Raw genomic sequence first — 11,746 nt, forward strand, 5'->3', positions numbered from 1 at the left:
CCATCGCGACGCAAGGCCGCTCCTACATGGGATCGCGTATCTCCTGTAGGAGCGGCCTTGCGTCGCGATGGGCCGCAAAGCGGCCCCAAAATCCATCAGGCAGAAGCCGGCTCAAACGCCCCGCGCCGCCGGGTCAACATCACCAACCCCGCAGCCCCCGCCGCCATCAGCAACGGCAACGCATGCCCGCTGATCCACTGGCTGCCTGCCCCGGCCAGCAATGGCCCGAGCAGGCAGCCAATACCCCACAGCTGCGCCACATGGGCGTTGGCCCGCACCAGCGCATCATCCCGGTAGCGCTCACCAATCAGCACCAGCGACAAGGTGAACAAGCCCCCCGCACTGGCCCCGAACAGCACCCACAGTGGCCAGATCGCTGGTGTATGCAGCAGCACCGGGATCGCCAGGCTGGATACCAGAAGAGTGACCGCACAGCCAGTGAACAGAGCGCGCCGCGACATATGATCGGCCAGCGCACCGATGGGCAGCTGCAGCACCGCGTCGCCCACCACCACGGTACTGACCATGAAAAGGGCGATTTCGGTGCTGAAGCCCTGTTGCAGGCAATACACCGGCAACAAGGTCAGGATCATCGCCTCGAACGAGGCAAACAGGGCAATGGCCCAGGCGATCACCGGCAAGCGCCGGCAGAAGGCGAACAGGTCGCCGAAGGTGACGCTGCAGGCCTCTGTGCTGGGTGCCCCGCCACGGCCCAGGAGAATCAGCGGCGCCACCAGCAGCAGGCCGGTAGCGGCCCAGAAGCCGAAGTCGTCATCCGAGCCAAGAAAGCCCAGCACCAGCGGCCCGGCCAGCTGGCTTAGGGCATAGCTGCTGCCGTACAGCGCCACCAGGCGGCCACGCCATTGCTCGACTACCAGCTGATTGATCCAGCTTTCGCCGAGTATGAACACCACGGTCAGCGACATACCGATCAGCAACCGCAGCAGCAGCCACAGCGGGTAACTGGGCAGCAGTGCGACCAGGCCAATCGACAGCGCCCCGCCCCACAGGCACAGGCGCATGGCCGAGGGCACACCGACCCAGCCGGCCAGGCGACTGGCCAGACTGGCACCTACCAGCACGCCCAGCGCCGGCATCGCGGCCATCACACCGATGGCGAAGCTGCCGTAGCCCCAGGCCTCCAGGCGCAGGGATACCAGCGGCATGCTCACGCCGAGTGCCAGCCCGACGCTTAGCACCGATGCCAGTACGGCGAAGTAGGTACCCCAACGCATCCTTGACCTCTTGAGTTCTTGGGGCTGCTTTGCAGCCCATTCGCGGCACAAGGCCGCTCCTACAGGGAAACGCATACCCCTGTAGGAGCGGCCTTGTGCCGCGAATGGGCCGCGAAGCGGCCCCACGGGATTACAACTTGATCCAGGTCGCCTTCAGCTCGGTGTACTTCTCCAGCGCATGCAGCGACTTGTCACGGCCGTTGCCCGACTGCTTGAAGCCACCGAACGGCGCGGTCATGTCGCCGCCGTCGTACTGGTTGACCCAGACGCTGCCAGCGCGCACGGCGCGGGCGGTCTTGTGGGCCTTGGAGATGTCCGAAGTCCAGATGCCAGCGGCCAGGCCATACGGCGTGTCGTTGGCAATGGCGACGGCTTCTTCGGCGGTATCGAAGGCGATCACCGACAGCACCGGGCCGAAGATTTCTTCCTGGGCGATCTTCATGGCGTTGGTCACGCCGTCGAAGATGGTCGGCTCGACATAAGTGCCACCGGTTTCTTCCAGGGTGCGCTTGCCGCCGGCCAGCAGCTTGGCGCCGTCCTTGTGGCCAGCCTCGATGTACGACAGCACGGTGTTCATCTGCTGGGTGTCGACCAGGGCACCGACAGTGGTCTGTGGGTCCAGCGGGTTGCCTGGCTTCCAGCCTTTCAGGGCCTCGACCACCATCGGCAGGAACTTGTCCTTGATCGAACGCTCGACCAGCAGGCGCGAGCCGGCGGTGCACACTTCGCCCTGGTTGAAGGCGATGGCGCTGGCGGCAGCTTCGGCGGCAGCTTGCAGGTCCGGAGCGTCAGCGAAGACGATGTTCGGGCTCTTGCCGCCGGCTTCCAGCCAGATGCGCTTCATGTTCGATTCGCCCGCGTAAACCATCAGCTGCTTGGCGATCTTGGTCGAACCGGTGAATACCAGGGTGTCGACGTCCATGTGCAGGGCCAGGGCCTTACCCACGGTGTGGCCGTAGCCTGGCAGCACGTTCAGCACGCCAGCCGGGATACCGGCTTCGATGGCCAGCTGGGCGATGCGAATGGCCGTCAGCGGCGACTTTTCGGACGGCTTGAGCACTACCGAGTTACCGGTGGCCAAGGCCGGGCCGAGCTTCCAGCAGGCCATCAGCAGCGGGAAGTTCCACGGTACGATGGCACCGACCACACCCACCGCTTCGCGGGTGACCAGGCCGAGCTGGTCATGCGGGGTCGGGGCGACTTCGTCGTAGACCTTGTCGATGGCTTCGGCAGTCCAGTGGATGGCATTGGCCGCGCCAGGTACGTCGATGCTGGAGGAGTCGCCGATCGGCTTGCCCATGTCCAGGGTTTCCAGCAGCGCCAGCTCTTCGACGTTCTTGCGCAGCAGGTCGGCGAAGCGGATCAGCTTGGCCTTGCGCTTGGCCGGGGCCAGCTGCGACCACACGCCGGAGTTGAAGGTGGCACGGGCGTTTTCCACAGCGCGGTTGGCATCGGCCAGATCGCAGCTGGCAACCTTGGCCAGGAAGCGTCCGTCGACCGGGCTCAGGCACTCGAAGGTTTCACCAGATGCGGCATCGGTGTATTCGCCGTTGATGAAGGCACGGCCTTCGATCTTCAGTTGCTGGGCACGTTGTTCCCAGTCCGCACGAGTCAGGGTGGTCATACGAAACTCCTCCTCTTGTTTAGGTGCAACGCCGCACTGAGGACTCACAGGCGTTGTCAGAATTCTGCCCCAGCGTCGAGGGCATTTTGGCTACCGACACCCTAAACCAGCCGGTGTAAACTATCAATATATTTGACACAAAAGGCTCAAAAGCCTACTCATGTGCATTTTATTAAACAACAACAGGAGCCGAACCATGAGTATCGACAGCATAATCGACTTCGCGCAGGTCATTACCGAGGCCGAACGCTACCGCCCGGCGGCGGAAAAAATCCTCAAGGGCGAGCCAGACCAGGCGGTCTACAATCATTATTCCAGCCCGTGCGGGCAGTTTGCCGCGGGCGTGTGGGAAGGCGAGGTCGGGCAGTGGACGGTGAACTACACGGAGCATGAGTACTGCGAGATCGTCCAGGGCGTTTCGGTGCTGCGTGACCAGGACGGCGGAGCCAAGACCCTTCGCGCCGGTGACCGGTTTGTCATCCCGGCCGGCTTCAAGGGCACCTGGGAGGTGCTGGAGCCTTGCCGCAAGATCTATGTGATGTTCGAGCAGAAATGATCTGAGGCCCGAACAGGCATAAAAAAACCCGCATCCTTTCGGAGGCGGGTTTTTTCAGGTCGCCGATCAATTACTTGATCTTGGCTTCCTTGTACACCACGTGCTTGCGAACAACCGGATCGTATTTCTTGATCTCGATTTTGTCCGGAGTGGTGCGCTTGTTCTTGTCGGTGGTGTAGAAGTGGCCAGTGCCAGCACTCGAAACCAGACGGATCAATTCACGCATGACGTTCTCCTTAGAACTTTTCGCCGCGAGCGCGCAGCTCGGCCAGCACTACGTCGATACCACGCTTGTCAATAACGCGCATGCCTTTGGCAGATACGCGCAGACGCACGAAACGCTTCTCGGATTCAACCCAGAAACGGTGGTGCTGCAGGTTCGGCAGGAAACGACGACGGGTTTTGTTGTTTGCGTGGGAAATGTTGTTCCCGGTTACTGGACCCTTACCAGTAACTTGACAGACTCTCGACATGACTCAGCCCTCTAAAACCACATGCCCAACCCGGCATGGGTTGGCCGCTTAATCTCTCAGTCTTTGGCGCCTGGGCGCCGTGATTCTGGAGGTCTTATCGGCCGCATTCGCTGATGCGACAGGCCGAGCCCCTAGAAAAGAGCGCTGCTTTATACCAGAAAGACTCGGCCGCAACAACATTAGATGAATATTGACACGAGCCCCGACGCGCCGGGCCAGCATAGCGGCAGGCCCCGCCAGCCGTCGACCGCTCGTCGCCAATTTTGTAAAAAAGGGTGTGGTCATTTCCCGACGAGCACACTAGGGTAGGCCTTTTCCAGACTGCACTGGCAGATGGGCCACTGACAGCCAAGGAGCCACTATGCGTGCCGCCGCCCTTTCCTTATTGTTCAACTCCTTGTTCGCCGCAGGCGCCCTGATCGCCGCCAGCGTTGCCCAGGCCGCCCCGCTGAGCGTCTGCAGCGAGGCCAGCCCCGAAGGCTTCGACGTGGTGCAGTACAACTCACTGACCACCACCAACGCCACAGCCGATGTGCTGATGAACCGCCTGGTGGAGTTCGACGCGGCGCAAGGCAAGGTGGTGCCGAGCCTGGCGGCCAGCTGGACGGTATCGGCCGACGGCCTGATCTACGACTTCACCCTGCGCGATGATGTGAACTTCCACACCACCGCCTACTTCAAGCCAAGCCGCCCACTGAACGCCGACGATGTGCTGTTCAGCTTCCAGCGCATGCTCTACCCCGCCCATGCCTGGCACAAGACCGCGCCGGGCGGCTACCCGCATGCCCAGTCGCTGCAACTAGGCAGCCTGATCAAGGCGATCGAGGCACCCGCGCCAAACACCGTGCGCTTCACCCTCAACCACCCGGACGCCACGTTCCTGGCCACGTTGAGCATGGGCTTCGCATCGATCTACTCCGCCGAGTACGCGGACAAACTGCTCAAGGCCGGCACGCCGGAGAAGCTCAACAGCCAGCCGATCGGCACCGGGCCGTTCATCTTCCAGCGCTTCCAGAAGGACGCCGTAGTACGCTATCGCGCCAACCCTGACTACTTCGCCGGCAAGCCGGCGGTCGACCCGCTGATCTTCGCCATCACCACCGATGCCAACGTGCGCCTGCAGAAGCTCAAGCGCGGCGAGTGCCAGGTCGCGTTGTCGCCCAAGCCGCTGGACATTGCCGAAGCTGGCAAGGACGGCAACCTCAAGGTGGCCACCACCCCGGCGTTCATGACCGCCTTCGTCGCCATCAACAGCCAGCACCCGCCGCTGGACAAGCCGGAGGTGCGTCAGGCCATCAACTTGGCCTTCGACAAGCAGGCCTACCTCAAGGCCGTGTTCGAAGACTCCGCGGTGGCCGCCAACGGCCCCTACCCGCCCAATACCTGGAGCTACGCCAAGGACCTGCCCGGCTACCCGCTGGACCTGAAGAAAGCCAAGGCCCTGCTGACCAAGGCCGGCCTGGCCGAGGGCTTCAGCACCACGATCTGGACCCGCCCGTCGGGCAGCCTGCTCAACCCTAACCCCAGCCTCGGTGCGCAGATGCTGCAGGCCGACCTGGCCAAGATTGGCGTCAAGGCAGAGATCCGCGTGATCGAGTGGGGCGAGCTGATCCGCCGCGCCAAGGCGGGCGAGCATGACCTGCTGTTCATGGGCTGGGCGGGCGACAACGGCGACCCGGACAACTTCCTCAGCCCGCAGTTTTCCTGCGCCGCGGTGAAGTCGGGGACCAACTTCGCACGCTTCTGCGACAGCCGCCTGGACCAGTTGATCAGCGCCGGGCGCACCACCAACGACCAGAGTGTGCGCAGCCGGCTTTACCAGCAGGCACAGACGCTGATCCAGCAACAGGCGCTGTGGGTGCCGCTGGCGCACCCGACAGCGGCGACGCTGCTGCGCCAGGGGGTCGAGGGGCACCAGGTGAGCCCGTTCGGGCGGTTGGATTTCAGCAAGGTATCAGTGAACAAATAAGCCTGCACCGGCCTCTTCGCGGGCTTGCCCGCTCCCACAGGGACCTCGCCAACTTTCAACATGGCACTATTCCTGTAGGAGCGGGTTTACCCGCGAAAAGGCCGGGACAGACAGCACAAGTGCCTAAGCCACAATCCACCCATGCTCGACCATCGACAGCGGCTCCCCGTCACCGATGATGATGTGATCCAGCACCCGCACATCGATCAACGCCAGCCCCCGCTTCAACGACAGGGTCAAATGCACATCATCCTGGCTCGGCTCGTTGTTGCCTGAAGGATGGTTGTGGCACAGGATCAACGCCGCCGCGTTGTGCAGCAGTGCCCGCCGCACTACCTCCCGCGGGTAAACACTCGCCCGGTCTATCGTGCCCCTGAACAGGATCTCGAACGCCAACGGCCGGTGCTTGGTATCCAGAAACAGGCAACCGAATACTTCACTGATCTCATGGCGCAGCATGGCCTTGAGATAACGCCGCACCGCCGCTGGGCTTTCGAGAGCCGCTGCGCGCTCGATGTCCTCATCCAGATAACGCCGGCCAATTTCCAAAAGCACCTGCAACTGTGCGTATTTCACAGCGCCAATGCCCGGCTCGCGAAGCACTGCTGCGCGATCGGCCTCGAGAAACTGCCTGAGCCCACCAAAACGCCCCAGCAGCCCCCGCGCAAGGTCCAGCACATTCCGCCCGGCAACCCCCGACCCTAACAGCACGGCGAGCAGTTCGGCATCCGACAGCGCTGCCGCCCCGCGCTGCAGCAACTTCTCCCTCGGCCGCTCTTCAGCCGGCCACTCCCTGATATTCATCCCGCTCCTCTGCCCTTGCTGCGGCCCATTTCGGCCCTGTGTTAATCTATTTCGCCTCGTACATGCGACGTTCCGCCGCAGGCATTTTCAAACGTCGTCGCCCGCTCTCACTGGAAAAAGGCAAGCCTATGCAGCGGCTGTATCGCAAGCGCATCGTTCTCGGCGTGGGTGGCGGCATTGCCGCCTACAAAAGCGCCGAACTGATTCGCCGACTCCTGGAGCACGGCGCGCAGGTGCGCGTCGTCATGACCCGTGGTGGTGCAGAGTTCATCACCCCGCTAACCCTGCAAGCGCTGTCAGGCCACCCGGTGCACATGGACCTGCTCGACCCTGCCGCCGAAGCGGCCATGGGCCACATCGAACTGGCCAAGTGGGCTGACCTGGTGCTGATCGCCCCGGCCACCGCCGACCTCATGGCGCGCATGGCCCAAGGCATGGCCGACGACCTGCTGACCACCTTGGTACTGGCTACCGATGCCACTGTCGCCGTGGCCCCGGCCATGAACCAGGCCATGTGGCGCGACCCGGCCACCCAGGCCAACCTCGAACTGCTCAAGAGCCGGGGCATCCAGGTGTTCGGCCCAGCGTCCGGCAGCCAGGCCTGTGGCGACGTCGGCCTGGGCCGCATGCTCGAAGCCACCGACCTGGCCTGGTGTGCCGCGGAAAGCTTCAAGCGCCAGGCCCTGACCGGCAAGCACGTGCTGATCACTGCCGGCCCGACCCAGGAAAACATCGACCCGGTGCGCTACATCACCAATCATAGCTCCGGCAAGATGGGCTTCGCCTTGGCTGAAGCCGCCGCCGAAGCCGGGGCTCGGGTCACCCTCGTCACCGGCCCGGTGCACCTGCCGACCCCCGACCGGGTCAGCCGTATCGACGTGGTCAGCGCGCGGGACATGCTCGCGGCCTGTGAAGCGGCCATGCCATACGACCTGTTCATTGCCTCTGCGGCGGTAGCGGACTACCGCCCGGAAGTCGTTGCCACGCAAAAACTGAAGAAAGATCCTACGACCGGCGACGGCATGCTGCTGCAGATGGTGCGCAATCCCGATATCCTTGCCACCATCGCTGGCCGCGCCGACCGCCCGTTCAGCGTCGGTTTCGCCGCCGAGACCGAGCACTTGCTCGATTACGCCACGCGCAAGCTAAAGGACAAGAACCTCGACCTGATCGTCGCCAATGATGTGGCCAACCCCAGCATCGGCTTCAACAGCGAGGAAAACGCCTTGACCGTGATCGACCGCCAGCAGCACCAGACCCTCTTCGCGCAGACCAGCAAGGGCAAGATTGCCCGGCAACTGGTCGCCTTCATCGCCGAACGACTCAATCAGGTTCAATAAGTTACATGCACGCTCTTCAAGCCAAGATCCTCGACCCACGCCTGGGCACCGAATTCCCCCTGCCGCAGTACGCCACCCCCGGCTCCGCCGGCCTGGACCTGCGCGCCCTGCTCAAGGAAGACACCGTCCTCGAGCCAGGCCAGACCCTGCTGATCCCCACCGGCCTGTCGATCTACATCGGCGACCCTGGCCTGGCGGCGGTGATCTTGCCGCGCTCGGGCCTGGGCCATAAGCACGGCATCGTGCTGGGCAACCTGGTCGGGCTGATCGACTCGGACTACCAGGGCGAGTTGATGGTGTCGTGCTGGAACCGCGGCAACACACCGTTCACCATCGCCGTTGGCGAGCGCATTGCCCAGCTGGTGCTGGTACCGGTGGTACAGGCCCATTTCGACATCGTCGAAGCGTTCGATGAAAGCCAGCGCGGCGCTGGCGGCTTCGGCCATTCCGGCAGCCACTGAGCCGAGAAATGACCGTTCAGGCCAAGGATGGCGAACTCTCTGGCGAAACCACCGTCCAAGCGTTCAGTTTGCGCCTGCCCAGAAAGCCTTTGACTAATGGAGCTTCCAGAGATGAACGACATGGCCCACCTGGTCCCCGCCGCACTGCCAGACAGCATTTTCCGCGCGTATGACATTCGCGGCGTGGTCGGCAAAACCCTTCACGCCGAAACCGCCTACTGGATCGGCCGCGCCATCGGCGCGCAGAGCCTGGCCCAGGGCGAACCGCAGGTTTCGGTCGGCCGCGATGGCCGCCTGTCCGGCCCGATGCTGGTCGAACAGCTGATCAAGGGCCTGGTCGATGCCGGCTGCCAGGTCAGCGACGTCGGTCTGGTGCCCACCCCCGCCCTGTATTACGCAGCCAACGTGCTGGCCGGCAAGTCCGGCGTGATGCTGACCGGTAGCCACAACCCGTCTGACTACAACGGCTTCAAGATCGTCATCGCTGGCGATACCCTGGCCAACGAACAGATCCAGGCCCTGCTGACCCGATTGAAAACCAACGACCTGACCCTCGCCGAAGGCCGCGTGGAAAAGGTCGAGATCCTTGACCGCTACTTCCAGCAGATCGTCGAGGACGTGAAGCTGGCCAAGAAGCTCAAGGTGGTCGTGGACTGCGGCAACGGTGCCGCCGGCGTGGTCGCGCCGCAACTGATCGAAGCCCTGGGCTGCGAAGTGATCCCGCTGTTCTGCGAAGTCGACGGCAACTTCCCCAACCACCACCCGGACCCGGGCAAGCCGGAGAACCTCGAAGACCTGATCGCCAAGGTCAAGGAAACCGGTGCCGACATCGGCCTGGCCTTCGACGGTGACGGCGACCGCGTCGGCGTGGTGACCAACACCGGCAGCATCGTCTACCCCGATCGCCTGCTGATGCTGTTTGCCCAGGACGTACTGTCGCGCAACCCGGGTGCCGAGATCATTTTCGACGTGAAGTGCACCCGTCGCCTGACCCCGCTGATCGAGCAGCACGGCGGCCGCGCACTGATGTGGAAGACCGGCCACTCGCTGATCAAGAAGAAAATGAAGCAGACCGGCTCGCTGCTGGCCGGCGAGATGAGCGGTCACATCTTCATCAAGGAACGCTGGTACGGTTTCGACGACGGCATCTACAGCGCCGCGCGCCTGCTGGAGATCCTCAGCAAGGCCGGGAAGAGTGCCGAAAACCTGTTCGCCGCGTTCCCGAACGATATTTCCACGCCGGAAATCAATATTGATGTGACCGACGAGGGTAAATTCAGCATCATTGATGCACTGCAACGCGACGCCGACTGGGGCGAAGCCAACCTGACCACCATCGACGGTGTGCGGGTGGACTACGCCCACGGCTGGGGCCTGGTTCGCGCCTCCAACACCACCCCGGTGCTGGTGCTGCGCTTCGAGGCTGACAGCGACGCCGAATTGCAACGTATCAAGGATGTTTTCCGTACCCAGTTGCTGCGGGTTGAGCCTGAGCTGCAACTGCCGTTCTGACCGACTATCTGTTCCTTACAGGAGCCCTGCATGACCCTCGATCGCGATGCCGCTTCCCATGTAGCCGAGGTTTTGTCCGAAGCACTGCCTTACATCCGCCGCTTTGTCGGCAAGACCCTGGTGATCAAGTACGGCGGCAACGCGATGGAGAGCGAGGAGCTCAAGACCGGCTTCGCCCGTGACATCGTGCTGATGAAGGCTGTGGGCATCAACCCGGTGGTGGTCCACGGTGGTGGCCCGCAGATCGGCGACCTGCTCAAGCGCCTGTCGATCGAAAGCCACTTCATCGACGGCATGCGCGTCACCGACTCGGCGACCATGGACGTGGTGGAGATGGTGCTGGGTGGCCAGGTCAACAAGGACATCGTCAACCTGATCAACCGCCACGGCGGCAGCGCCATCGGCCTGACCGGCAAGGACGCGGAGCTGATCCGCGCCCGCAAGCTGACCGTCAGCCGCCAGACGCCCGAGATGACCACCCCGGAAATCATCGACATCGGCCACGTGGGCGAAGTGGTAAGCGTGAACACCGACCTGCTGAACATGCTGGTGAAGGGCGACTTCATCCCGGTGATCGCGCCGATCGGCGTGGGTGCCAATGGTGAGTCGTACAACATCAACGCCGACCTGGTGGCAGGCAAGGTAGCCGAAGCACTGAAGGCCGAGAAGCTGATGCTGCTGACCAACATCGCCGGCCTGATGGACAAGCAGGGCGAAGTACTGACCGGCCTGACCACCGAGCAGGTCAACGAACTGATCGCCGACGGCACCATCTACGGCGGCATGCTGCCGAAGATCAAGTGCGCGCTGGATGCGGTGCAGGGCGGTGTCAACAGCTCGCACATCATCGATGGCCGCGTGCCGAATGCGGTGCTGCTGGAGATCTTCACCGACAGCGGCGTGGGTACCCTGATTACCAACCGCAAGCAGCGCTGATTGGTTGGTTAGCCTGCACTGGCCCTATCGCCGGCAAGCCAGCTCCCACAGAATCTCCACAGCCCTCAAAGGCGGTGCTGTACCTGTGGGAGCGGGCATGCCCGCGAAGAGGCCAGAACAGGCGACACAAAAAAAGGCGACCTTCACAAGAAGGTCGCCTTTTTCATTTCCGGGCCCGGATCAGATACCGTACTGCGCCCGGTAAGCCTCGACAGCTGGCAGATACTGCTTCAGCTGTGGGTCATCGGCCAGGAACTCCAGCACCTGGGTCAGCGAAACGATGCTGACCACCGGAATACCGAAGTCGCGTTCCACTTCCTGGATCGCCGACAGCTCGCCATTGCCGCGCTCTTCGCGGTTCAGCGCGATCAGCACGCCAGCGGCCTTGGCCTGCTGGGCATTGATGATTTGCATGACCTCACGAATGGCGGTACCGGCGGTGATCACGTCGTCGATGATCAGCACGTCACCGGCCAGCGGTGCACCGACCAGGCTGCCACCCTCACCGTGGTCCTTGGCTTCCTTGCGGTTGAAGCACCATGGCACATCGAGCTGATGCTGATCGGCAAGGGCCACGGCAGTTGTCGCTGCAAGCGGGATACCCTTGTAGGCCGGGCCGAACAGCACATCGAACGGGATCTTGCTGTCGACGATGGCTGCGGCATAGCAACGGCCCAGTTCGGCCAGGGCGGAACCGGTGTTGAACAGGCCGGCATTGAAGAAATACGGGCTGGTACGCCCCGATTTCAGGGTGAATTCACCGAAACGCAGTACCCCGCGATCGATGGCAAAACGGATGAAGTCGCGCTGATACGGCTGCATGGATAGTCCCGGAC

Annotated in this window: 11 protein-coding genes and 1 pseudogene; 6 read left to right on the forward strand and 6 right to left on the reverse strand. The window is 63.0% G+C overall.

Features of this window, described 5'->3' with window-relative positions; all coding sequences use genetic code 11:
* Positions 1-95: 95 nt before the first annotated feature.
* Entirely contained in the window at positions 96-1,235 is a 1,140-nt protein-coding gene (locus AC2T3R_RS25625) for an MFS transporter (protein WP_410951459.1), read from the reverse strand.
* Positions 1,236-1,365: 130 nt separating this feature from the next.
* The gene (locus tag AC2T3R_RS25630; protein ID WP_013974786.1) at positions 1,366-2,859 is read right to left on the reverse strand and encodes an aldehyde dehydrogenase; all 1,494 of its coding nucleotides are present in this window, start codon (positions 2,857-2,859) and stop codon (positions 1,366-1,368) included.
* A gap of 196 nt (positions 2,860-3,055) precedes the next feature.
* Between AC2T3R_RS25630 and AC2T3R_RS25635 the strand changes: the two genes are divergently transcribed.
* On the forward strand, positions 3,056-3,415 hold the full coding sequence (locus tag AC2T3R_RS25635) for a cupin domain-containing protein (protein ID WP_003258971.1): 360 nt from the start codon (positions 3,056-3,058) through the stop codon (positions 3,413-3,415).
* A 70-nt stretch (positions 3,416-3,485) separates the two neighbouring features.
* Here the strand turns inward: AC2T3R_RS25635 and rpmG are convergent, their stop codons facing one another.
* Positions 3,486-3,641 carry a 50S ribosomal protein L33 gene (gene rpmG / locus AC2T3R_RS25640; protein ID WP_003253507.1) on the reverse strand — a complete coding sequence of 52 codons (156 nt, stop codon included), beginning with the start codon at positions 3,639-3,641 and terminating at the stop codon, positions 3,486-3,488.
* A gap of 10 nt (positions 3,642-3,651) precedes the next feature.
* Positions 3,652-3,888, reverse strand: a complete 237-nt coding sequence (gene rpmB / locus AC2T3R_RS25645; protein WP_003258972.1) for a 50S ribosomal protein L28 — start codon at positions 3,886-3,888, stop codon at positions 3,652-3,654.
* Between the two features lie 361 nt (positions 3,889-4,249).
* On the opposite strand from rpmB, the gene AC2T3R_RS25650 reads away from it, so the two are divergent.
* Complete coding sequence (locus AC2T3R_RS25650; protein ID WP_217189999.1) at positions 4,250-5,857, forward strand: ABC transporter substrate-binding protein; 1,608 nt, start codon at positions 4,250-4,252, stop codon at positions 5,855-5,857.
* A 123-nt stretch (positions 5,858-5,980) separates the two neighbouring features.
* Here the strand turns inward: AC2T3R_RS25650 and radC are convergent, their stop codons facing one another.
* Complete coding sequence (gene radC, locus AC2T3R_RS25655) at positions 5,981-6,661, reverse strand: RadC family protein (protein WP_054572025.1); 681 nt, start codon at positions 6,659-6,661, stop codon at positions 5,981-5,983.
* A 128-nt stretch (positions 6,662-6,789) separates the two neighbouring features.
* Between radC and coaBC the strand changes: the two genes are divergently transcribed.
* The 4 genes and pseudogenes from coaBC to argB all read left to right on the forward strand — a co-directional run bounded on the left by coaBC (position 6,790) and on the right by argB (position 10,910).
* On the forward strand, positions 6,790-8,001 hold the full coding sequence (gene coaBC / locus AC2T3R_RS25660; protein WP_085721318.1) for a bifunctional phosphopantothenoylcysteine decarboxylase/phosphopantothenate--cysteine ligase CoaBC: 1,212 nt from the start codon (positions 6,790-6,792) through the stop codon (positions 7,999-8,001).
* Positions 8,002-8,006: 5 nt separating this feature from the next.
* Positions 8,007-8,462, forward strand: coding sequence for a dUTP diphosphatase (dut, locus tag AC2T3R_RS25665; protein WP_015272329.1), 456 nt, complete (start codon positions 8,007-8,009; stop codon positions 8,460-8,462).
* A 144-nt stretch (positions 8,463-8,606) separates the two neighbouring features.
* A pseudogene (locus tag AC2T3R_RS25670) lies at positions 8,607-9,974 on the forward strand (phosphomannomutase/phosphoglucomutase); the annotation flags it as partial.
* Between the two features lie 30 nt (positions 9,975-10,004).
* Positions 10,005-10,910: an acetylglutamate kinase gene (argB, locus tag AC2T3R_RS25675; RefSeq protein WP_003258198.1), complete on the forward strand. Its 906-nt coding sequence runs from the start codon at positions 10,005-10,007 to the stop codon at positions 10,908-10,910.
* Positions 10,911-11,090: 180 nt separating this feature from the next.
* On the opposite strand, the gene pyrE is transcribed toward argB, so the two are convergent.
* Positions 11,091-11,732: an orotate phosphoribosyltransferase gene (pyrE, locus tag AC2T3R_RS25680; protein WP_100413067.1), complete on the reverse strand. Its 642-nt coding sequence runs from the start codon at positions 11,730-11,732 to the stop codon at positions 11,091-11,093.
* Positions 11,733-11,746 lie beyond the last annotated feature (14 nt).

This window comes from Pseudomonas sp. PVC-5-1 (genome assembly GCF_057444345.1).